The organism is Nocardia exalbida NBRC 100660, from assembly GCF_000308575.1.
In the GTDB taxonomy this organism is placed as follows: Bacteria; Actinomycetota; Actinomycetes; order Mycobacteriales; family Mycobacteriaceae; genus Nocardia; species Nocardia exalbida.
Window position 1 is genome coordinate 124,548 of record NZ_BAFZ01000089.1, and the last position, 20,521, is coordinate 145,068.

Here is a 20,521-nt window from a genome sequence, read left to right on the forward strand (position 1 = left end):
GTCACGCGGCGAGAATCTCCGCGACCAGGCGGGGCACGGCCGTGCCGATGGGTTCGCGGATGATCTCGGTGGCCATGTCGTCGTAGGGCGTCGGCTCGGCGTTCACGATGACCAGATCCGCGCCGTTCTCCACCGCGATCGAGCACATCGACGCGGCGGGCTCGACCTGCAACGACGTGCCGATCGCCAGGAAGACGTCGCTCGTCTGCGCGGTGAGCGCGGCCTTGGTCATGGTGCGGCGGTCCATCTGCTGACCGAACATCACGGTGGCCGACTTGAGGATGCCGCCGCAGCCGGGACACGGCGGGTCGGGCTCACCCGCGGCCACCCGTTCCAAGGTGGCGGACATCGAGGTCTGGTAGTCGCACTCGATGCAGACCACCTCGAACATGTTGCCGTGGATCTCGATCACCCGCTCCGGCGAAGACCCCGCCCGCTGATGCAGGCGATCGATGTTCTGGGTGATGATGGTGACCGCCCGCCCGGCGCGCTCCAGGTCGGCGAGGGCATTGTGCGCGGCGTTGGGTACGGCCTGCCAGGCCGGATTGTCCCGTCTGGCGAGCCACGCGCGTTCCCGCAGGCCGGGGTCGGCCACATAGTTCTGATAGGTCGACAGCAATTCGGCGATCGGATCCTTCGTCCATACCCCGCGCGGGCCGCGGAAATCCGGGATGCCGGAATCGGTGGAGATGCCCGCGCCCGTGAGCACCCCGATCCGGCCGCCACGACTGCGCCACTCGGTCGTCATATCCGGACAGCCTAAGGGCAGCGCCCAGATCGCCGATCATGGATAGACGATGAGAGACTTGTAGGGTTATCATCTCATTGTATTGAGTTCGGCCGATCAAGGGAGATCACGATGACCGCGTCCGTCGCACGCGAATCCACCGGCGCGCGAACGCTGCCGCCCCGCCGCCCGATCGAACCGGGGACACAGATGTGGGAGCAGACCGGTCTGGTCACCTTCTCCCTCACGGCTGGCTCGGCCTTCCTGCTGCAAACCATGGAGCCGACCATCTCCGCGGTGGTGGACGAGTACTCCACCTTCCGCACCGATCCCATGGGCCGCGCGATGCGCAGCCTGGCGTCGGTGATGATGTGGGTCTACGGCGGCGAGGAAGCGCTCGCCGAGGCCGACCGCCTTCGCGAGCTGCACGCGTCGCTGAACACCACCGACGCCAACGGCGTCCGGCACACCGCGCTGTCGAGCGCCCCGTGGGCCTGGGTGCTGCACACCGGAACCTTCGCCTTCACCGAGAGCGCCAAGTACTTCGCCAAGCGCCCGCTCACCGCGGCGGACAAAGAGGCGTACTTCCAGGAGACGTTGCAGCTGTTGCGCAATTTCTCGGTGGCGCCCAAGGAGATCCCCGCGAACTACACCGAGTTCGAGAAGTTCTTCGAAGACACCGTCGCCAACCACCTGGTCGCCACCGACACCGCGCGCGATTACCTGCGGGTGATCCGCTCCGTCGCTCCGCCGAAGCAGCTGCCGCGCGCGCTGCATCCCGCCTGGAAGGCGGCGGTCGCGCCGATCGGCTGGCTCCAGTACTTCGTGACGGTCGGCACCACGCCCGAGGTCGCGCGGCGCAAGCTCGGGCTGACCTGGACCGCGGCCGACGAACGCAAGCTGCGCGTGCTCGGCCGGCTGATCGCGCGACTGGTCCCGCTGCTGCCGGAGCGCCTGCGCTACTTCCCGATCGCCTACGAAGCACGCCGCCTGGAACGCGACCGGCAGCGGCTGCGCAAGATGATCGACCTGCGTCCGATCTGATCCTTCCCGGAAAACGCTTCGGGTGACCACGGTCGGTGGGCCGGGGCGACCCGATCGCATTCGCCGACACTGTCCGTACCCCGGTCGACCCTCGTCGACCGGGGTACGCGTGTTGGCCGCGAACTCGGAGCCGGTCTTTCGTGACGCGACATAGCGGTCGAACCGCGCCGCACTGACCGCGCCACGTATTCCTCGACAGCGGAGCGCGGCGCATCAATGCGACGCGTGGCCCTGCGCGTGGCGAAATTTCGCGTTCGACAGTCGCTGCGGCGACATGCGGATCGTGGCGGCGCGCTTGCCGGTCGCGCCCTGCCGTACATCCTCGTCGCATTACCGTCCAGTCCACTCCCGTGCTCCGGCAGCCCGAGGCGCCGCAAATGCTGCGTGATAACGGATTCGGGCCTGTGACCTGCGGTCGCGGTACGCGCGCACCCGCGAGAGCACGTCGCGCCGTAACGCTTCGCGGCGCGCTGGTATACGTATCTCGTACGCTAGGAAAGCGTTTCGGTTCACCGCGGCCGGACGGCCAGCACACTTATGCTCCACCTTGCACATCGAAAGGCGTTCCCATGTCCCACAAGCCCAGTGTGCTGTTCGTCTGCGAGCACAACGCGGGCCGCTCGCAGATGGCTGCCGGGTTCCTCACCGCCCTCGCGGGTGACCGGTTCGACGTGCGATCGGCGGGCAGCGCGCCGGCCGAGGCCCTGAACGCCACGGTGGTGGACGCCATGGCCGAGATCGGCATCGACATCTCCGGCCACGCCCCCAAGCCGCTCACGATGGACGCGATCGGCATCTCCGACGTGGTGGTCACCATGGGCGCGGGCGACGCCTGCCCGTTCTTCCCCGGTATCAGCTACCGCGACTGGATGCTGCCGGACCCCGCGGACCAGTCCCTCGACGTGGTGCGCACCATCCGCGACCACATCCGCATCCTGGTGGAGAACCTCATCGCCGAATTGGTCCCCGCGCCCGCACGCTAGGCGCTGTCCGATTCGTTCAAGACGCGCCCGCACGCCGCTGCCTACGCTGCCGGTATGACACCACAACTCGACGTCATCGGCATCGTCGTCAGCGATATGGCCGCCTCGGTGGCCTTCTACCGCCGCCTCGGGCTCGCCTTCCCGGAGGGCTCCGAGCAGGAAGGGCATGCCGAGGCGGCGCTACCCAACGGCATGCGGCTCACCCTGGACACCGAAGCCGTCATCGAGTCGTTCCACACCGGGTGGCGGCCCCCGGCCGGCGCGGGCCGTCTCGCAGTCGCTTTTCGCTGTGCCGATCCCACGGAAGTCGACGCCGTGTACGCCGAACTCGTGGATGCCGGGTATCACGGTGAGCTGAAACCGTGGGACGCGTTCTGGGGGCAGCGCTACGCGGTGGTGCAGGACCCGGATGGCAACGGCGTCGACCTGTACGCCGCCCTTCCGGCCGCGAGCGGCTGAACGCACGGCGCGAGACGAGCCGGACACGCTTCCCGACGACATCCGCCGCGTACGCCGTCTCGACCGGTCCGACGCGTCCCGGGACAGCGACCAGCCTGCGCGCGCGTCGACGTGGTCACGACTCGGCGAGCAGGCCGCCCAATGGAATTCCAGCCAGCGCGCGCACCTCGCGGGAGAGGTGCGCTTGGTCGGCGAATCCGGCCCGCATCGCGGTGTCGGCGAGCGGCACGCCGCTGCGGGCCGCCGCCAGCGCGCGTTGCAGACGCAATACCCTCGCAAGGGTTTTCGGGCCGTAGCCGAAGGCGTCCAGGGAACGGCGGTGCAAGGTCCGTTCCGCCAGTCCGGCCGCGTCGGCGACCGCCGCCACCGGCCATCCGGCGTCGAGCGCGCCGACCACCTTCCGGATGAGCGGATCGGCCGGCTCGGTCTCGGCCGCGCGCCACCGCACGACGCGTTCCAGCGCTGCCGCCTGATCGTCGGCGGCCGCGATCCGATCGACCAGCGGCCGGACCACAGCCGATGGCCACAGCTGAGCCAACTCGACCCGCCGGTTCCGCAACTCGCGCGCCGGAACGCCCAGCCACGCGGGCGCGGTCCCCGGAAAGAACCGGACGCCGACGTACCGATCACCTTGGATTCCACCGGGGTGGTGGGCGCGGGTATCCGGCCCCGCGACGACCAGCCGGCCGTCCATCCAGATCAGATCCATGCAGCCGTCGGGTAGCACCGGCAGCGCCGCGCCACCGCCATCGACGGTCTTGATCCACAACACGGCGCCCTCGTACCGCGACGGCCGCTCGCGGTAGGCGGCATCGTTCATGACACCGACGCTACCCTCCGGGCCACCGACCATGCGCGCACGGCGTCTCAAAAATATTGTCTCAAAATATGCCGTTATTTGAGATAGCGGTAGAGCGTTGCCCGGGAGACACCGAGTTCCCTGGCGATTTCGGCGACGCCGCGCCCCTCCGCGTCGTGCCGCCGCCGCGCGAGTTCGACCTGCTGCGGGGTCAGTGCCACCGGCCGCCCCCTGGACGTGGCCGCGGGCGGCGTCCGGTCCGTGGGCGCCAACAACAGACGCACCCCTTCCAGCACCTCCGAACGCAACTGGTCGACCGGAGCCTCGGCGTACAGCACCACCGGGTCGCTGAGCCCCGCCACCGCCTGGGTGGCGCGAACGCGCTCGGCGAAGCTGGCGTCCGGGCCCGCGACCAGGATGTTCGCCTGCATCATGACCTTGCTGAAGCGCTCGAAGATGCTACCGGGAGCGGCCAGCGCCAGATCGCGGACGTTGAGCCGCAGCAGGTAGCGATGGGCGAGGAAGACGTCGAGCAGCCCTTCGACCACCCGGCGGCGCGCCTCGCACGGATCGGGATCGCCCGCCTCGGCGACCGTGCGCTCCATCGCCGCGAGGAACGGCTCCGCCAAGCCCGCGAGGATGTCGTACTTGCTCGGATAGTGATAGAGCACACCCGCCTTGGAAATGCCCAGTTGCTCGGCGATCGCGCGCACCGAGGTGCGGTGATAACCATGCGTCCCGAACAGGTCCATGGCCACCTCGAGGATGCGCGCGCGGGTCGTCGTCTCGTCGCTCACGTCTCGGATCCTACCCGTTGACTGACCGGTGGTCAGTGTCTTACATTCGTGACTGACCAACGGTCAGTCGATACAACGGAGGCACCCATGGCGCACGATCCCCGCATCCTCATCTCCGGCGCGAGCATCGCCGGACCGACGCTCGCGTACTGGCTGGTGCGCAACGGCTTCCGGCCCACCGTCGTCGAGCGCAGCCCGGCGCTGCGCCCAGGCGGCAACGGCGTCGACATCCGGGGGTCCTCGGTACGGATCGCGGAGCGGATGGGCGTACTGCCGACGTTGCGCGAACGGGCCACCGACATCCGCGAGCTGACGTTCGTCGACGCGGCCGATCGCCGCGTCGCCGGGATGAGCACGCGCGTCTTCAACGCCGACGGAGACATCGAGATCATGCGCGGCGACCTGGCCCAAGTGCTCTACGAAGCGACCGCCGACGACGTCGAGTTCACTTTCGGCGATTCGATCGCCGCGATCACCCAGCGCCCGGACGCCGTGGAGGTGACCTTCGACAGCGGCGAGCAGGCCGAGTTCGACCTGGTGATCGGCGCCGACGGACTGCATTCGCGGACCAGGAATCTGGCCGTCACGCCGGAAGCCGACGCGCTGCATCACCTCGGCGTGTACTTCGCCACCGCCCGCGTCGACGCCGGTCTCGGACGCCCGCACGCGGTGACGCTCTACAACACGCCGGGAAAGGTGGCGGGCGTCTACCGATCGGGGGCGCACGACGGCGCCACGGCGTTCTTCGCCTTCCGGGAGGCTCGCGTGCTGGATGTCGACCACCGCGACGAGAACGCCCAGAAAGCCCTGCTGAGCGCGTATTTCGACGACCGAGCCTGGCAGGTGCCCGCGTTGCTCGAGCAGGCCACCGCCGACGACGGCTTCTACTTCGACGCGGTGAGCCAGGTCCGCCTGCCTGCCTGGTCGAGCGGACGGGTCGCCCTGGTCGGTGACGCCGGGTACTGCGCGACCCTGCTGTCCGGCGCGGGCGCGGCACTGGCCATCGAAGGCGCGCACCTGCTCGCGACGGAACTCGCCGCAGCGGGCGGCGACCATCGGATCGCCTTCCACCGCTATGAACAAGCTCTGCGGCCCACGGTACTGCGGGCACAGCGCTCGGTACGGGCGAGCAGTTCCATGCTGATTCCGGCCACGGGCGGCCACATCTGGCTGCGCAACCAGCTGACCCGCCTGATGGTGCTCCAGACGCTGGCGTCCCGGGTCTACCGGCCGGTCGCGGTGCGCGCCGCCTGAGGGGGGCGGCCGCAGATCAGCGCTGCGGCGCAGCGATCGGGACGATCACGCGCGGCACGACGCGCAGGTACGGCTCACGATTATCCGCGGCGATCTTCGATTCCGGGTCCCGGCAGCCCACGGTGACGTCGCTGTTCGGCACGGAGGAGAACGTCCACACCGTCACCCACTCCGTCCCGCCGAACGTCTCGGTCTTCTTCGCGTCCGACGAGCGCAGATCTTCATTCCGCCCTGAACTATCGGTCACCGTGCAGCGAATCCCGTTGGCAGCCTGTCCCCATGCGGCAGGCGCTCGAATATCGAGCACCACGTCGGGGGGCACCGGGACTTTCTTCGATTCGCCCAGCAATATCCTGATACCGCTGTCCGCCACTTCCTCGTCGCGCGCCCCGGTCGTCGTCGCCGGAACGCTCGGGGCGGCGACGGTACTCGTCACGGTCGCCGCCTCACTCGCCGAAGTATCGTCGGAACATCCGGACACAGCGGCGGTGACCAGCACGGGAATCACCATCCAGCTCAGTTTCACAGTCGGACCTCTCGTCGCGCCCACTCATCAGGCGGTTGGTTCGGAGCAGCCAGGCACTGAGCATGACAACGGGAAAGAGGAAAAGCGCGGATACACGCCGATAAATCGGCAATTCGACCGCAAATGTCCGAAAGCGCTCGCCGGAGAAGGAAATAGGGTTGAATTTCAGATTCTCCGCCATGGGCCTCTGCCGACATTCAGGCAATCCTCGCGCACACGAGGGACGCGCTCGAAGTTCGCCTCTCTCGCACCACTGGCCGCGATCGGAACCGTTCCACGCCGCCGATCAGGACGCGTCTGTGCCGCGCCAGCGGATGGCACCGCCCGCAGCCGCCAGCGACACCGCCGGGGGTTCACTCCACGTCCGTGGGCCACCCGGCACGCAGCACGGCGCACCCTTTGCGAATCGACCGTCTCGCCCACCGACGCCGACCCGCGACTCCTCCGCGCCCGTTCGCGCTCTCAACCCGATCACTTCGGCGACGAAGGAATAGACAAGATTCGTCCGATGTTTGCCGTGGGGCGCCGTTGGTCTGTGATGCCTTGGTTCGTGCCGCCTACCGGCTGGTTTCGAAAAGGTGTTTCCCCTGGACCAGGGGGGCCGCATAGTGTGTTCGGTAGGCGATCATGTGGAGGACCACCATGGCGAAGCTGTCGTGGGTAACGGAGCACGAGGGTAGGGCGGAGCTCGATCGTGCCTGACGGTCAGGGAACCTCCAGCTCGCGCACGCTGCGCGCCACCACGCTCGGCGGCTATCGGGCAGCCGCCTTCACCACCACCCCCGGCACGCGCGCCGCACTGATCACGATGGCGCTGCTGATCGCGGTGATCCTGGCCTACGAGTCGAACATGACCTCGCAAGAGGGCGCCGACCACGGCTGGTTCGTCGGGCTCGCGCTGTCCGGGGTGTTCGTCGCGCGCGGACTGCACCTGCGCAGGCCGATCACGCTTCCGCACGTCACCGCCGCGGTGCTGGTGCTGGCCGTCGCGCATCTCGCCTACCGCGCCGAGCATGCCGACGCCGGATTCGTCCTGCTGGCCGCCACCGGTTTCGTCGTGGTGCTGCCGCGCACCGGTAGACCGCAGCCAGGCGAGGTGTATCGGGTGGCCGAACTGGTCGGCCGCACCGAGGACGACCCGCTGGCTCCCTTCGCCCTGCACTCGTCCAAGTCCTATTTCTTCAACGCGTCCTCGACCGCCGCCATCGGCTACCGCACCCGCTTCGGCATCGCCGTCGTCGCGGGCGACCCGATCGGCGATCGCGCGGCATTCCCCGAACTGGTCGCGGCGTTCTCCGACTTCGCGGTCAACCATGGCTGGCGCGTCGCCGTGCTGGGCGCCGGCCCGGAACTGGCCGAGCTGTGGCAGGTGTGGGCACTCGAGCATCGTGGACTGCGCGCGGTGCCGATCGGCCGCGACGTGGCGATCGACGTGGAGGAGTTCAACCTCGTCGGACGCAAGTACCGCAACCTGCGCCAAGCCGTGAGCCGCACCAGGAATTTCGGCGTCACCACCGAGGTGGTGTACGAGTCCGCCCTCCCCCCTGCGCGGCGCGAGGAATTGCTGGCCATCGTCGACGAATGGCGTCGCGGCAGGCAGACCCGTGGCTTCTCGATGATCCTGGACCATCTGCTCGACGGGCGGAATCCGAACATGCTGGTGGTCATCGCCAACGACGCGGACGGCAGTCCGGTCGGCTTCCAGCGCTACGGCATTTCCGGGCGCGGGCGGGAACTGAGCCTGGACGTCCCGTGGCGGCGCAAGGACGCGCCCAACGGCCTGGATGAACGCATGATCGTCGACTTGGTCGACTACGCCGCGGCGCATGACATCCAGCGGATCTCCCTGGCCTTCGCGCCGTTCCCGGAACTGTTCGCCGAAAAGGACAAATCGCGCACCGCCACCCTGTTCTATGTGCTGGCACACCTGGCCGATCCGCTGATCCGGCTGGAATCGCTCTACCGCTTCCTGCGGAAGTTCCACGCGCTGTCGCATGAGCGCTACGTCCTGGTCCGCTGGCGGGAGGTGGTGATCGCGGCCGCCGCCCTGCTCACCCTGGAGTTCGTCCCGCATCGCCGCGAGTACTGAGCGGCGGCGCCCGACCGTGTCCCGAGGAGCCCGCGTGGAACTGACCCACAGCGACGTGAAGGCCGCCGCCCAACGGGTGAGCGGACTGGTCAGGCCGGTGGCGGTGGTGCAGGCCGACCAGGCGGGTGAACTGTGGTTCGCGCTGGAGTTCCTCCAGCACACCGGGAGCTTCAAGTCCCGCGGCGCGCTCAACTTCTTGCTCGCGCATCGCGAGAACGGCACGCTCCCACGGGTGGGCGTGACGATCGCCTCGGGCGGCAACGCCGGACTCGCCTGCGCGTGGGCAGCCCGCAGTCAGGGGATTCCGGCCACGGTGTTCCTGCCGGCCACCGCCCCGCGGGTCAAGGTGGACCGGCTCGACTCCTACGGCGCCGACGTCCATCTGGTGGGGACGCAATACGCCGACGCGCTCGCGGCCAGTCGCGAATTCGCCGACACCACCGGCGCCCTGCTCTCCCACGCCTACGACCACCCGCTCATCGCCGCGGGCGCGGGCACGCTGATGACGGAGATCCGCGAGCGGATCCCGGATCTCGGGGCCGTCGTGGTCGCCGTGGGCGGCGGCGGGCTGTTCTCGGGTGTGGCCACCGCCGCCGATCACTACGGTGTCCGGACCGTCGCCGTGGAGCCCGCCCGTTGCCGCGCGCTGCATGCCGCGATCGCGGCCGGGAAGGTCGTCGACGTGGAGGTCGACTCGGTCGCCGCCGACTCGCTCGGCGCCCGGCGGGCCTCGGAACTGGCGCTGGCGGCCGCGCGGCACTACGACGTGGCGTCGGTGCTCGTGGAGGACGCCGCGATCGTCGCAGCGCGCCGCGAGCTGTGGGAGGAGCGCCGCATCGCCGTCGAGCACGGTGCGGCGACCGCCGTGGCGGCGATCCTCGGCGACGAGCCCGCGTTCCGGCCGAGCCCGGGCCAACGCGTATGTGTGGTGCTGTGCGGAGCGAACACCGATCCGTCCGATCTGGCCGGTTCGGACGGCCGCCACGCCGACTGACGGCTCAGCGTCGTATTTCCGGCGAATCGGACGACACGGGGTTAGGCTCCCGCTGTCCTCTGCGATCCCGACGGAAGGCACACCATGGCGCATACCTCACACATGGTCCCCATCGGCACAGCGCTACCCGACTTCTCGCTTCCCGACCTCGACCAGCGGATCTACTCCCGGGACGATTTCGCGGACGGCCCCGGACTGCTGGTCGTCTTCGCGTGTAACCACTGCCCCTACGTCAAGCACATCGAGGCGGCGCTCGGCGAACTGGTCGATTCCCTGCCGTCCATGCCCACCGTGGCGATCTGCACCAACGACGCGTCCGCCTACCCGGACGACGCACCGCTGCGGCTGCGCGACCAAGCGATCCGCGCGGGCTGGACCTTCCCCTATCTCGTCGACGAGCAGCAGCACGTGGGCCGGGCCTTTCGCGCCGCGTGCACTCCCGACTTCTTCCTCTACGACGCGAACCTCCGGCTCGCCTACCGCGGCGCCTTCGACGAATCGACGCCCGGAAACGGGAAGCCGCTGACCGGGAACGACTTGCGCACGGCCGTCGAAGCCGTGCTGGCGGGCGGGCCCGTCCCCGAACCGCACCGGCCGAGCATGGGTTGCTCGATCAAGTGGCGGGACGCCTGAGCATCTTCCCGCGTGCGCGGACCCGACGGATCGCACTGCGCCACGCCAGCTGCGGCACGGCGGCCGACAATCTGGCGAATTCTCCGAAGTTCCCCGGTTCCACCACGGTCCGGGCCCGCTGGGCGGTGGCGGCCAGCCGCACGGCGCGCGATGCTTTGCCAAAGAGAACCGTGCTGACGAACAGGCCGCGATGAGGGACACTGTTCGGCGACACCGGGGATCGAAAGGGGTGGGGACATTGGCGACGATCGTCCTTGTACACGGCATCGCGCAGGAACAGGAGTCGGCCGACACCTTGGAGGCGCGCTGGTTGCCCGGACTCGCGGGCGGCGTCCGCAACCACGGCGCCCCGGAGCTGGCGGACCGCTTGTGGCGCAACGGTTCTCCCGGCGACTTGTCGACCCGGATGGCCTTCTACGGCAATCGTTTCCTCGTCGAGGGCGCGCAGGGCGCGGGGATCGAACCCGACGACGCCCAGCTCGACCTGATGGAACAGCTCGCCGCCGAGTGGCTGGCGACGGCCGCCGCGCACGCGGGCGACGAGCGTGATCGGGCGACGGCCCGTCGCCTCGGCACTCCCCCGCCGCCGGACGCGGTGGCGCAGGGAGCGCAGGCGAGACTGCGGCCCGCGCTCAACGCGCTGATGCGGTTGCGCTGGTTCGCGCCGTTCGGTTTCGGATTGGCGCAGAAGTTCGTCATCCGCGCCCTGTCCCAGGTCGCCCGGTATTTCACCGACGACGACGTGCGGGAATACGCCCAGCAGCAAGTGCTCGACCAGGTCGGTCCCGACACCCGCCTGGTCGTCGCGCACTCGCTGGGCAGCGTGGTGGCCTACGAGGCGCTGCACCGCACCGGCCATCCGGTGACCCTGCTGACCATGGGCTCGCCGCTCGGGTTGCGCTCGGTCGTGTACGACCGGCTGCGCCCCCAGCCGAGCACCGTGCCGAAATCGGTGACGGAATGGCACAACTTGGTCGACGAGGACGACCTCGTGGCGGCACACCTCGACCTCACTTCGTTCTTTCCGCCGTACCCCGGCAGCGGCGTCATCCCGGTCACCGAACAGCATTTCGACAACGGCGCGTCGCCACACGACTCGACCAGCTATCTCATCAAAGCCGTCACGGGGGGCATCGTCGCGAAAGCGCTGGGGCACTAGGGATTCACCACGACGGGCCGACCGGACGGCGACGACGCCTACTGAACGCCCTGCGACAGATGGGCTTTCGCGTCGTCGTAGGACGCGGTGGACGCGGCCTCGTCGCGGGTGTAGACCAGATGCAGCACGCCGGTGGGGAAGGTCTCCGAGGACAGCAGGCGCAGCGGGACCGTGGCCGCGCCGTCCTGGAACAGGCGATCGCCCTTCCCGACCGCGATCGGGTGCACCAGCAGGTGCAACTCGTCGAGCAGACCGGCGGCCAGGAGCTGACGGACCACCGAGACCGAGCCGCTCATGCCGATGTCACCGCCGGGCTCGTTCTTCAGCGCCGTCACCGCGTCGATCAGATCGCCGTCGATCACTTCGGAGTTGCGCCAGGTGAAGTCGAGATCCTGCCGGGTAACCACGATCTTGCGCGCGTCGCCCAATTTCTTCGCGAACGCCGCGTCCGGGCCGCCCGCCGCTTCGCGCTCCGGCCACGCGCCCGCGAAACTGTCGTAGGTCTTGCGGCCGAGCAACAGGGTGTCGGCGGCGCCGAGCTGGGCGTCGACCGCCGCGCCCATGGCGTCGTCGAAGTAGGGGAAGTGCCAGTCCTGCGGGTCCTCGATGACGCCGTCGAGGGCGATGAACAGGCCGGCGGTGATTTTCCTCATGTGCGTTGCTCCTGGATCGGTGTTGCGATGTCGCTTGATCCGACGGGACGACGCGCGAGAACTCATCGGTCGGCGCGGCCGCCGTCGCGGCGCCCCGTCCGGCACGCTAGCCGGACAGGTTCGCATCGGAGCCGTGAAATGCCGCGCGATAGTTGTGCGGACTCGTGCCGACCACCCGCTTGAAGCGGTCGCGGAACGCGGTGGGCGAGCCGAAGCCGACCTGGCCCGCGATCCGATCGACCGGATGGCTGGTGGCTTCGAGCAGATGCTGGGCTTGCCGGATTCGCGCGCGCAGCAGCCACTGAAGGGGCGTGGTCCCGGTGTGCTCGCGGAACCGCCGGTTGAGCGTGCGGGTGCTCATCCCGGCCTGGGCGGCGATGTCGTCGAGGGTGAGATCCCGCGCGGAGTTGTCCTGGATCCACCGCAGCACCGGCTCCAGCGCCGAGCCGCGCGGCGTCGGCGGCTGGTCGTGCACGATGAACTGCGCCTGCCCCCCTTCCCGCTCCAGCGGGACGACCGACTTCCTGGCCGCGTCGGCCGCGACCGCCGAGCCGTAGTCCCGGCGGATCATGTGCAGGCACAGATCGATTCCGGCCGCGGCGCCCGCCGAGGTGAGCAGCGAGCCGTTGTCCACGTACAGCACGTCGGGGTCCACGTCGATGTCCGGGTAGCGGGCCGCGAGGTCCGCGGCGGCGAGCCAGTGCGTGGTCGCGCGGTGCCCGTCCAGCAATCCGGTCGCCGCCAGGATGAAGGCGCCGGAGCAGATCGACGCGAGACGGGTGCCCGCGGCCGCGGCGCGGCGCAGCGCCTCGAGCACCTCGTCCGGCACCGGAAGGGCCGGGTCGGCGCAGCCGGGCAGCACGATCGTGTCGGCTTCGCCCAGCGCGTCGAGCCCGCGCGGGGCTCGCATCGTGAACGGCCCCGCGTCGACCGTCGGGGTGCCCGCGCAGACCAGCACGCGATAGGCGGGCCTGCCATCGGGGAGACAGGTGCGCCCGAACACTTCCACCGGCGTGGCCAGATCGAACGCGATCACCTGGTCCAGCGCGAGGACTGCCACGGTGTGCATGGCGATAGTTTAGGCATCCGGCTGTTTTCAGCCAATGCGCCGAAATGGCCTCTGCCGAATATCCGCATTTCACCGCCCTTGGCGAGAATCGAGCGATATATGGCACTTTCGCCAATTTCGCCCGCGTCAGATCCTGGCTAGTGTCGACCGCCGTGACGAAGTTCCTGCTCTCGGTCCACGTGCTCGCCGTGATCATCGCCGTCGGCCCGGTGACGGTGGCGGCCAGCATGTTTCCCGCCACCACCCGCCGCGCCCTCGCCGCCACCGCGACCGGGCACGACCCGGCCGTCCTCGGCACGCTGCATCGCATCTGCCGCGTCTATGCCCTGCTCGGCGTGGCGGTCCCGGCCTTCGGTGTGCTCACCGCGCTCGCTCTGGGCGTGCTCGGCGACACCTGGCTGGTGGTGTCGATCGGATTGACCGCGGCCGCGGCGGGCGTGCTCGCATTGCTCGTGCTGCCCGGGCAGCAGAAGGTCCTCGCCGACCTCGTCGGCACCACTCCGGCGCTGATCCGCCGTCTCGCCATGGACACGGGCGTGTTCAACCTGCTGTGGGCGGCGGTCACCGTTCTGATGATCGTGCGGCCGGGCTCGACGACCGGCGTATGACGCTCAGTCGGGCAGGTAGCGGACCGCCATCGAGACGTCGCGAACGATCATGATGGGGCACGCCACCGACAGCAGCAGTGCCTGACTGGTCGAACCGAACAGCATGCCGGCGAACCCGCCTCGACCGCGGCTGCCCACCACGAGCAACTGGGCCTGCCCGGAACGTTCCAGCAGGCAGCGCTCGGGCCGGTCGGTCACGATCTCGCGGCGGATCTCGACATCGGGAAAACGCTCCTGCCACCCGGCGAGGCTTTCCGCCAGCACGATCTGCTTCTCGGTATCCACCGCGAGTTCGGCGCTCACCGACGGCAGTTCGACGCCCGTCCACACATGCAGGGCCAGCAGGGGAACACCCCGCGCCGAAGCCTCGTGCAGCGCCGCTTCGATAGCGGGTTCGCTGATCTCGGTGCCGTCTACGCCGACGACGATCAGCTTCTCCCTGGCTTCCGCGGTGAGCGGGGCGCCCTCCCGGACCACGACCACCGGGCAGCGCGCCCGTCGCGCCAGCGCCGCGCTGACCGATCCCAGCAGAGCACGCTGTACGGTCCCGCGACCGCGGGTGCCGACCACCATCATCCGCGCTGCGCCGGTGCGGTCGAGCAGCGCCGGACCGACCGGCTCGTGCACCAGCTCGGTGCTGATCTCGATGTCGTGCAGCGCACGGACCGCGATGCGCGCCTCCTCGGCCGCGGTGTCCAGCACCCAGCGACCGTGCCCCTCCAATCGGGCGTAGTCGGTGCTGGTGAGCGGTTCGGTGACACCGGGCCCGTAGTCGGCGACCGGATCCACCACGTGCGCCAGACGCAGCGGCGCCCGATGCTGCGCGGCGGCCTGCGCTCCCCACGCGACCGCCACCGCCGACCCGGCGGACCCGTCCACACCGACGATGATCGGCCCGTTGCTTCGCATGCTCATTTCCTTCCCGCCGAAGAGATCGAGCTCGGATCGCCGATCACCGATGCGGCGGACGTCGCCGTCAACCGCCGCGGACGACGCAGGCGTAGCCCAGGTGGATGCCTTCGCCGACCGGGAGGTCGATGCTCGCCACATAGGGCGCGTCCGGCTCCTGCACGGCACTGACGGTGTGCGGTCCCTGCGTGGCGGGCACCCAGTCGATCAGCGCGACGCCGCCGGAAGGCCGGACCACACCGAACGGAATGCCGTTGTCGTAGAACACCACCGGTGCGACGACGTCGGTCACGGTGGCTCGCGCGGTATAGGTGCAGCCCGTCCCGTAATTGGTCACCAACCCGAAATTGAGGCCGGGATACATCCCGACCTGGGTCACCGTGGCCCCGGCCGAGGGCGGGTCGGCCATCGTGACCGCCGCGAGGGCTCCGAGCGCCGCCGCTGTCGCACCGATTCGTCTTCGCATTCGGGTGGTCCTATCGGTCGTGAGTCGCTCCTCGTCGAACGGACGCCGGCCGCGCGCACCGACGCGATTACTAGATCCTCACTCCGGCACGGCTTCGACGGGGTGCGAACCGCGGAATTCGGCTCGCACCGGCGCACCGAGAGCCGTCGGCGCGTGTGCTCCTCGGTTGCCCGCTCGGACGGGTCCGTTCCGTCGGGTCCGACGCGACGCGACAACGACCGCACCACGGCCGCTGCCCTCACCGGCGGCGTGCGGCAGGCTCGGCGACGGGATCTCGTGCCGCCCGACGATCGTGTCGTCCCCTCGTGGTTGTGTGTCCGAGGGTCTTCCCGTGGAGCGACGGAGGTGCTGGTGTGGTAGCGATCGACTTCGAGCGGATGGTGCGCGGCGCGAGGCCGGTGTCGGTGCGGCGCAGGGTCGCCGCGCAGGGGCTCGGTGGTGTGCCGCCGACGGCGCTGGTGCTGGCGGGCATCGTCAGCGTGCAGGTGGGCGCGGCAGTAGCCACCCAGCTGTTCGCGGCCACCGGCGCGGCCGGGGCGGTCATGCTGCGGCTGGTCTTCGCCGGGATCGTCCTGCTGGTGATCTGGCGTTCGTCGCTGCGGGTGGGGCGTGGTGCGCTGCCGGTCGTGCTCGGGTACGGGGCGGTGCTCGCGCTGATGAACCTCTCGTTCTACGAGGCGATCGACCGGATCCCCCTCGGTATGGCGGTGACCATCGAGTTCCTCGGACCGCTCACCGTCGCGCTGGCCGGATCGCGGCGCTGGATCGACCCGCTGTGGGCGGTGCTGGCCGGGGCCGGGGTGCTGCTGCTGACCCGGGCGGACGGGGACGTGGACTGGGTGGGGGTGATGTTCGCGCTGGCCGCGGCCGCGTGCTGGGCGGGTTACATCTTGCTCAGCGCCGCGCTCGGCGAACGGACCAGCGGCGGGGGCGGCCTGGCGCTCGCCATGGCATTCGGCGGGCTGGTGATGCTGCCGGTCGGCGTGATCGATGCGGGCGCCGCGCTGTTGCAGCCCGCCGTGCTCGCCGCGGGATTCGCGGTCGCGATGTTGTCATCGGTGTTGCCGTATTCGGTGGAGCTGGAAGCGCTGCGGCGGATTCCGCCCCGTGTGTTCGGTGTGCTGATGAGCTTGGAGCCCGCGGTCGCGGCGATCGCGGGCTTGGTCGTCCTCGGTCAGGTCATGAACCTCGGACAGTGGGCGGGCGTCGGGTGTGTGGTGGCGGCGTCGGCGGGGGCCACACGGACCGAAACGAAGGACTGACTCGGCCGATCGGCGCCGGACTCGCTCAGCGCTGTGGCCGAGACGCACCGGCGTCGCGGCGCTCGGCATCGGTCGTTTTCCCGTCGTCCGCGATCAAACTGCCGAGCAGGGCCAGCGATCGCTCCGAGGGCGAGCCCGGTTCCGCGTGGTAGGCGATGAGTATCTGGCCCGGTGCGCCGTTGACGCTGAGCGTCTCGTAGGACAACGTGAGGTCCCCGACCATGGGATTGCGGAAGTGTTTGACGCCCGCGGTCTTCACCCGGACGTCGTGGCGCGCCCACAGTTGCCGGAATTCCTCGCTCTTCAGCGAAAGCTCCCCGACCAGCTCGGTCAATCGCGGATCGTCCAGGTCCGCACCCGCGGTCGCCCGCAGGCTGGCGACCGTATCGGCCGCGATGGTCGGCCAGTCACCGTAGAGATCGCGCGCCTCGGGATCGAGAAAGACCATGCGCACCTGATTGACGCCCGGCACCGAGCACGAATTGACGGCCGCGGCCAGCGGATTCGCCGCCAGGACGTCAAGGTATCTGCCGAGCACCACCGCAGGCGTATGCGGCCACGCCTTCATCAGGCGCAGTAGCCCCGGCGCCACCCGTTCGGGCCGTCGCGGCGCCCGCGATCGCGCGGCCGTCGGCCGCGCCAACGCCCGCAGATGCGCCGTACCCTCCTCGTCCAGCGCGAACACGCGCGCCAGCGCGGCGATGACCTGTTCGGAGGGATGCCGGTCGCGTCCCTGCTCCAGCCGTACGTAATAGTCGGCGCTCACCCCCGCGAGCAGGGCGATCTCCTCCCGGCGCAGTCCGGCGACCCGCCGCTGACCACCACCGGGCATCCCGAAATCCTCCGGCCGCACCAGCTCGCGGCGCGCACGCAGGAAAGCGCCCAGTCGATTGTCGGAGTCCATGATCCGAGCCTAGGTGAGCCGACGTGAGCCCGGGTGGTCCCGCGACTACCAGGAAGACCGCAACCTGTCAGGCGGCCGCGCGGGCGCGCAACGTTGTGGACATGACGAACAACATCACCGGCCGCGTCGCGGTCGTCACCGGAGCATCCAGTGGAATCGGCGCAGCGACCGCGCGGCAGCTCGCGCTGGGCGGCGCGAAGGTCGTCCTGCTGGGCAGGCGCAAGGATCGCATCGAGGAACTCGCCGCAGAGATCGGCGGGAACGCGCTCGCGGTGGTCGCCGACGTCGGCGACCAGCAGTCCATGCGAGACGCCGCGGCCACCGTGCGGGCGGCATTCGGTTCCGTCGACCTGGTCGTCGCGAACGCGGGCGTCATGCTCGCCGCGCCGTTCGAGTCCGCGCTCACCGACGAGTGGGACCAGATGATCGGCACCAACATCACCGGCCTGCTCTACACCGCGAGAGCGTTCATCGACGACCTGCTCGCGGCCGCGGAACGGGGCGGGCAAGCGGATCTGGTGCTGGTCGGCTCGATCGGCGGCCACACGGTCTTCCCCAACTACGCCGTCTACACCGCCACCAAGGCCGCGGTAGCGCACCTGACCCGCAACCTGCGCGCCGAATTCGGGCCGCGCGGCGTGCGGGTCAAGAACATCGAACCCGGCTTCGTCGGCACCGAACTCGGCGCGGGGATGCAGGACGAACAACAGCGCGCCGGGCTGGAGCAGTGGCGCACGGCGATCGAGATCCTGGAACCCCGCGACATCGCCGACGCGATCGCCTACGCGGTCGGCGTACCCGCGCACGTCAACATCGCCGAACTCGTCGTCGTCCCTACTCAGCAAGGCTGATCACCGACCGACCCATCGCTACCGTCCGGAGGCGTGGCCCCGGTACCGCGACGTGCCCGGCGCGCACCTGGGCTACGTCCCCGAGATCGCTGCCTGTCATCCGTTCAGAGATGACGGGTAGCGGGGCGGCGGGCGGCCTATTCGAGGTCCGCCCACTCGGGCCACGGCCGCATGCCCGAGTCGCCGCGGATGCAGGCGAGGCGACGCATCGCCTGCCGCTGATAGGTGGGGTCGACGGTGGCGGCGCGAATCGACTGCAAGGCCATCCGGAACTCCTGGATGTCGCGCAGCAGGTAGAAGCCGTCCCAGCGCATCACGTCGCGGCCGTACCCGGCGCAGAATTCGGCGTACTGCGATGCGGAGAGTTTGCGCGCGGTCCAGCACTCGATCGCCGTGTGCACCAGGTCCCACTCGGGCGGGCCGATCATCGCCTGCCCCAAGCCGACCAGGATGACGTCGCCGTCGTCGCCGACCACCACGCCGTCCTCCCAGCCGCCACCCTGAACCACCGACCACGGCAGGCCCTTCGGCAGTGCCTTCCAGCGGCCGCGCAATTCCTCCAAGTGTTTGAGCAGCCAGCGCCGGTCGTCCTCGCTCACGGTGTGCGCGGCGGCGATCTCCTCCTCCACCCGGGCAAGGGGCGACATCCGGCGTAGTTCGAACCCCGGCAGTGGTAGTCGGTGCAGCTGTCCCAGCACCCTGGCGACCTCACCGGGCGTGCCCGGGTGATGCGGCGGCAGCTCCTGCCAGAAGGTCACCGGACGTCCGTCGACCACTACCGGCTGCGGAATGCCCGCGACGACGCGCGCCGCGGATACCCCGCAGGTCTCCAGCCATCGAGCGACCGCGACTTCCCGCCCGGTCGCGAGTTTCTGTCCCCGCTCGCCGATCCGCACGACGAGCCCGCCGCGCAACCGGTAGACCCCTTGCGACCCCACCGGTTCGGCATCGCTCGCGTCTATCCCGACGCTCACACAGGCGGCACGCAGGATCGACCGCATCCCGTTACCCGCGATTCCCGCAGTCATGTCGGCCTCCCAAGCCCCCCGCTCCCATCTCGGGAGAAGTTGCGAATCTCGGCTTCGAGCTTCATGGCAGCCATCCAGATACCGGGGGGCAAACACCCCATTTTCCCTGCTCAGTGGACATTACCCCGGCAATTCCACCGCAGTCAGCAACCAAACAGAATCCGACCGTTTTTCCCGATTTGCCGTTTTCCGGTCGCGCCACCCCTGCCTCGAACAGCCCGAACAATGCGGAGCCCATATCTACCGAGGCAGGTGCCCACAGGCCGGGTCATGAGCCGGATCGGGAGAGCCTGAAGTCCGGGACCGGCTGGAAGCACTGGCAGCCAGATACTTCTTCGAGATCGATGAATACGTGCGCGTACTCGCCGAACACGCAGAGTCCCTCGGCGAGCCGTACACTCGGCATCTCGGCGACGGCGTCCGCGAACTCCACTCCTCTGTGGATGGTGCCGCCATCCGCATCACCTACTGGCTCGCACCCCGACGGCGGATAATCCTGCTGACAGTGTTCCGCAAGACCCGGATGCGAGAAGATGCCGAAGTCAAAAGCGCGATACTCGCTCAACAACTCTGCGCCGAGCCGAACACGCACCCGCCCACCAGGCATTCGTTCGCACAATCGAGAGAGGAGAACTGGACCGATGAGGCACGCACGCTGGAAGACCCTCCGGGAGCGCGAACTTGTCGCGGGCTACACCGAAGCCGATGATGTCGCCGAGTCCCGCCGTGAAATCCGACTCTCCATGGCATTGGCCCAAGCCGTCTACAACCGCCGGACCGAACTCGGACTCACCCAGGCGGACCTTGCCGAACGTGCTGGCCTTACCCAAGTCAAAATCTCGCGCATCGAAGGCTCCGACACCGTGCCAACCCTCCCTCTACTCGCCAAACTCGCCGACGCCCTCGACGCCATCCTCAACATCGCCCTCGATGCCGACGACACCCGAATAAGCTTCACCAGCCACCACACCGACGCCACCTGCGCATAACTAGTCGCTCCAATGAAACTTGGCGTCGCCCTCACACACCGGCGCCGGGCGGTTTCGCTCCGCATACCAGCCGGTCAGCCACACAAACAGTTCCCAGCGATATCAGGCAGGATGTCACACGACGGGCAGGGCTCCCGCGGCGGCAAACTTGGTCTGGGCGGGCTCACATCCACCACGGGTTCCTGCACGTATGGCTTGTAGCCCCTCCTACTACCTGCATCAACTCGTTGCGGGGGCCGTCTGTTTCGGCGTATCTCCGCGATCTTGTCTGCACTTACTCCGTCAAAGTGCTCTCGTGCCGCTGCTGCGCAATCCTCG

The 20,521-nt window shown here is 69.1% G+C and carries 23 protein-coding genes; 13 read left to right on the forward strand and 10 right to left on the reverse strand.

Annotated elements, in window-relative coordinates:
- Position 1: 1 nt before the first annotated feature.
- Positions 2-748, reverse strand: a complete 747-nt coding sequence (locus tag ON29_RS21395) for an SIR2 family NAD-dependent protein deacylase (RefSeq protein ID WP_040868827.1) — start codon at positions 746-748, stop codon at positions 2-4.
- A gap of 111 nt (positions 749-859) precedes the next feature.
- Here ON29_RS21395 and ON29_RS21400 point away from each other — a divergent pair, with 111 nt between their 5' ends.
- The 3 genes from ON29_RS21400 to ON29_RS21410 all read left to right on the forward strand — a co-directional run bounded on the left by ON29_RS21400 (position 860) and on the right by ON29_RS21410 (position 3,213).
- Complete coding sequence (locus ON29_RS21400) at positions 860-1,771, forward strand: oxygenase MpaB family protein (RefSeq protein ID WP_051175438.1); 912 nt, start codon at positions 860-862, stop codon at positions 1,769-1,771.
- A gap of 569 nt (positions 1,772-2,340) precedes the next feature.
- Positions 2,341-2,754 carry an arsenate reductase ArsC gene (locus tag ON29_RS21405; protein ID WP_040868829.1) on the forward strand — a complete coding sequence of 138 codons (414 nt, stop codon included), beginning with the start codon at positions 2,341-2,343 and terminating at the stop codon, positions 2,752-2,754.
- 54 nt (positions 2,755-2,808) lie between these two features.
- The gene (locus ON29_RS21410) at positions 2,809-3,213 is read left to right on the forward strand and encodes a VOC family protein (RefSeq protein ID WP_040868831.1); all 405 of its coding nucleotides are present in this window, start codon (positions 2,809-2,811) and stop codon (positions 3,211-3,213) included.
- Between the two features lie 115 nt (positions 3,214-3,328).
- Here ON29_RS21410 and ON29_RS21415 read toward each other — a convergent pair whose 3' ends face one another.
- Together ON29_RS21415 and ON29_RS21420 are read right to left on the reverse strand one after the other, a co-directional pair.
- Positions 3,329-4,033: a helix-turn-helix domain-containing protein gene (locus ON29_RS21415; protein ID WP_040868833.1), complete on the reverse strand. Its 705-nt coding sequence runs from the start codon at positions 4,031-4,033 to the stop codon at positions 3,329-3,331.
- A 74-nt stretch (positions 4,034-4,107) separates the two neighbouring features.
- Positions 4,108-4,809, reverse strand: a complete 702-nt coding sequence (locus ON29_RS21420; protein WP_040868834.1) for a TetR family transcriptional regulator — start codon at positions 4,807-4,809, stop codon at positions 4,108-4,110.
- An 87-nt stretch (positions 4,810-4,896) separates the two neighbouring features.
- On the opposite strand from ON29_RS21420, the gene ON29_RS21425 reads away from it, so the two are divergent.
- A complete protein-coding gene (locus ON29_RS21425) occupies positions 4,897-6,063 on the forward strand; it encodes an FAD-dependent monooxygenase (RefSeq protein WP_040868835.1) in 1,167 nt (388 codons plus the stop codon).
- A gap of 16 nt (positions 6,064-6,079) precedes the next feature.
- On the opposite strand, the gene ON29_RS21430 is transcribed toward ON29_RS21425, so the two are convergent.
- Positions 6,080-6,562: a hypothetical protein gene (locus ON29_RS21430; RefSeq protein ID WP_157172848.1), complete on the reverse strand. Its 483-nt coding sequence runs from the start codon at positions 6,560-6,562 to the stop codon at positions 6,080-6,082.
- A 721-nt stretch (positions 6,563-7,283) separates the two neighbouring features.
- Between ON29_RS21430 and ON29_RS21435 the strand changes: the two genes are divergently transcribed.
- From ON29_RS21435 to ON29_RS21455, 4 genes are all read left to right on the forward strand, one after another.
- A complete protein-coding gene (locus ON29_RS21435) occupies positions 7,284-8,678 on the forward strand; it encodes a bifunctional lysylphosphatidylglycerol flippase/synthetase MprF (protein ID WP_245549050.1) in 1,395 nt (464 codons plus the stop codon).
- A gap of 34 nt (positions 8,679-8,712) precedes the next feature.
- Positions 8,713-9,672, forward strand: a complete 960-nt coding sequence (locus ON29_RS21440; RefSeq protein ID WP_040868839.1) for a threonine/serine dehydratase — start codon at positions 8,713-8,715, stop codon at positions 9,670-9,672.
- 84 nt (positions 9,673-9,756) lie between these two features.
- Complete coding sequence (locus tag ON29_RS21445; RefSeq protein ID WP_040868841.1) at positions 9,757-10,305, forward strand: thioredoxin family protein; 549 nt, start codon at positions 9,757-9,759, stop codon at positions 10,303-10,305.
- A 229-nt stretch (positions 10,306-10,534) separates the two neighbouring features.
- Complete coding sequence (locus ON29_RS21455) at positions 10,535-11,464, forward strand: hypothetical protein (RefSeq protein ID WP_083863954.1); 930 nt, start codon at positions 10,535-10,537, stop codon at positions 11,462-11,464.
- A 38-nt stretch (positions 11,465-11,502) separates the two neighbouring features.
- On the opposite strand, the gene ON29_RS21460 is transcribed toward ON29_RS21455, so the two are convergent.
- Together ON29_RS21460 and ON29_RS21465 are read right to left on the reverse strand one after the other, a co-directional pair.
- Positions 11,503-12,117 carry a dihydrofolate reductase family protein gene (locus tag ON29_RS21460; RefSeq protein WP_040868844.1) on the reverse strand — a complete coding sequence of 205 codons (615 nt, stop codon included), beginning with the start codon at positions 12,115-12,117 and terminating at the stop codon, positions 11,503-11,505.
- A 106-nt stretch (positions 12,118-12,223) separates the two neighbouring features.
- The gene (locus ON29_RS21465; RefSeq protein ID WP_040868845.1) at positions 12,224-13,186 is read right to left on the reverse strand and encodes a GlxA family transcriptional regulator; all 963 of its coding nucleotides are present in this window, start codon (positions 13,184-13,186) and stop codon (positions 12,224-12,226) included.
- 152 nt (positions 13,187-13,338) lie between these two features.
- On the opposite strand from ON29_RS21465, the gene ON29_RS21470 reads away from it, so the two are divergent.
- Complete coding sequence (locus ON29_RS21470; protein ID WP_040869046.1) at positions 13,339-13,794, forward strand: hypothetical protein; 456 nt, start codon at positions 13,339-13,341, stop codon at positions 13,792-13,794.
- Between the two features lie 3 nt (positions 13,795-13,797).
- On the opposite strand, the gene ON29_RS21475 is transcribed toward ON29_RS21470, so the two are convergent.
- Positions 13,798-14,703, reverse strand: a complete 906-nt coding sequence (locus ON29_RS21475; RefSeq protein ID WP_063825360.1) for a universal stress protein — start codon at positions 14,701-14,703, stop codon at positions 13,798-13,800.
- 67 nt (positions 14,704-14,770) lie between these two features.
- Positions 14,771-15,169, reverse strand: coding sequence for an Ig-like domain repeat protein (locus ON29_RS21480; protein WP_040868846.1), 399 nt, complete (start codon positions 15,167-15,169; stop codon positions 14,771-14,773).
- A 353-nt stretch (positions 15,170-15,522) separates the two neighbouring features.
- On the opposite strand from ON29_RS21480, the gene ON29_RS21485 reads away from it, so the two are divergent.
- Positions 15,523-16,431, forward strand: a complete 909-nt coding sequence (locus ON29_RS21485) for an EamA family transporter (RefSeq protein WP_245549051.1) — start codon at positions 15,523-15,525, stop codon at positions 16,429-16,431.
- Positions 16,432-16,456: 25 nt separating this feature from the next.
- Here the strand turns inward: ON29_RS21485 and ON29_RS21490 are convergent, their stop codons facing one another.
- The gene (locus ON29_RS21490) at positions 16,457-17,335 is read right to left on the reverse strand and encodes a helix-turn-helix transcriptional regulator (protein WP_040868847.1); all 879 of its coding nucleotides are present in this window, start codon (positions 17,333-17,335) and stop codon (positions 16,457-16,459) included.
- A gap of 101 nt (positions 17,336-17,436) precedes the next feature.
- Here ON29_RS21490 and ON29_RS21495 point away from each other — a divergent pair, with 101 nt between their 5' ends.
- On the forward strand, positions 17,437-18,186 hold the full coding sequence (locus ON29_RS21495) for an SDR family oxidoreductase (RefSeq protein WP_040869050.1): 750 nt from the start codon (positions 17,437-17,439) through the stop codon (positions 18,184-18,186).
- A gap of 137 nt (positions 18,187-18,323) precedes the next feature.
- On the opposite strand, the gene ON29_RS21500 is transcribed toward ON29_RS21495, so the two are convergent.
- Complete coding sequence (locus ON29_RS21500; RefSeq protein ID WP_040868848.1) at positions 18,324-19,214, reverse strand: aminoglycoside phosphotransferase family protein; 891 nt, start codon at positions 19,212-19,214, stop codon at positions 18,324-18,326.
- A gap of 352 nt (positions 19,215-19,566) precedes the next feature.
- On the opposite strand from ON29_RS21500, the gene ON29_RS37810 reads away from it, so the two are divergent.
- Together ON29_RS37810 and ON29_RS21510 are read left to right on the forward strand one after the other, a co-directional pair.
- A complete protein-coding gene (locus tag ON29_RS37810; protein ID WP_217999256.1) occupies positions 19,567-19,923 on the forward strand; it encodes a type II toxin-antitoxin system RelE/ParE family toxin in 357 nt (118 codons plus the stop codon).
- Positions 19,856-20,203 carry a helix-turn-helix domain-containing protein gene (locus ON29_RS21510; protein ID WP_040868850.1) on the forward strand — a complete coding sequence of 116 codons (348 nt, stop codon included), beginning with the start codon at positions 19,856-19,858 and terminating at the stop codon, positions 20,201-20,203. Before ON29_RS37810 ends, ON29_RS21510 begins: the two co-directional genes overlap by 68 nt.
- Positions 20,204-20,521: the final 318 nt, after the last annotated feature.

Excerpts from the sequence above, each read along its gene's own strand:
- ON29_RS21395 (WP_040868827.1), bottom strand. The coding sequence starts at position 748 with ATGACGACCGAGTGGCGCAGTCGTGGCGGCCGGATCGGGGTGCTCACG.
- ON29_RS21400 (WP_051175438.1), top strand. The coding sequence starts at position 860 with ATGACCGCGTCCGTCGCACGCGAATCCACCGGCGCGCGAACGCTGCCG.
- ON29_RS21405 (WP_040868829.1), top strand. The coding sequence starts at position 2,341 with ATGTCCCACAAGCCCAGTGTGCTGTTCGTCTGCGAGCACAACGCGGGC.
- ON29_RS21410 (WP_040868831.1), top strand. The coding sequence starts at position 2,809 with ATGACACCACAACTCGACGTCATCGGCATCGTCGTCAGCGATATGGCC.
- ON29_RS21415 (WP_040868833.1), bottom strand. The coding sequence starts at position 4,033 with ATGAACGATGCCGCCTACCGCGAGCGGCCGTCGCGGTACGAGGGCGCC.
- ON29_RS21425 (WP_040868835.1), top strand. The coding sequence starts at position 4,897 with ATGGCGCACGATCCCCGCATCCTCATCTCCGGCGCGAGCATCGCCGGA.
- ON29_RS21445 (WP_040868841.1), top strand. The coding sequence starts at position 9,757 with ATGGCGCATACCTCACACATGGTCCCCATCGGCACAGCGCTACCCGAC.
- ON29_RS21460 (WP_040868844.1), bottom strand. The coding sequence starts at position 12,117 with ATGAGGAAAATCACCGCCGGCCTGTTCATCGCCCTCGACGGCGTCATC.
- ON29_RS21465 (WP_040868845.1), bottom strand. The coding sequence starts at position 13,186 with ATGCACACCGTGGCAGTCCTCGCGCTGGACCAGGTGATCGCGTTCGAT.
- ON29_RS21475 (WP_063825360.1), bottom strand. The coding sequence starts at position 14,703 with ATGCGAAGCAACGGGCCGATCATCGTCGGTGTGGACGGGTCCGCCGGG.
- ON29_RS21480 (WP_040868846.1), bottom strand. The coding sequence starts at position 15,169 with ATGCGAAGACGAATCGGTGCGACAGCGGCGGCGCTCGGAGCCCTCGCG.
- ON29_RS21490 (WP_040868847.1), bottom strand. The coding sequence starts at position 17,335 with ATGGACTCCGACAATCGACTGGGCGCTTTCCTGCGTGCGCGCCGCGAG.
- ON29_RS21495 (WP_040869050.1), top strand. The coding sequence starts at position 17,437 with ATGACGAACAACATCACCGGCCGCGTCGCGGTCGTCACCGGAGCATCC.
- ON29_RS21500 (WP_040868848.1), bottom strand. The coding sequence starts at position 19,214 with ATGACTGCGGGAATCGCGGGTAACGGGATGCGGTCGATCCTGCGTGCC.
- ON29_RS21510 (WP_040868850.1), top strand. The coding sequence starts at position 19,856 with ATGAGGCACGCACGCTGGAAGACCCTCCGGGAGCGCGAACTTGTCGCG.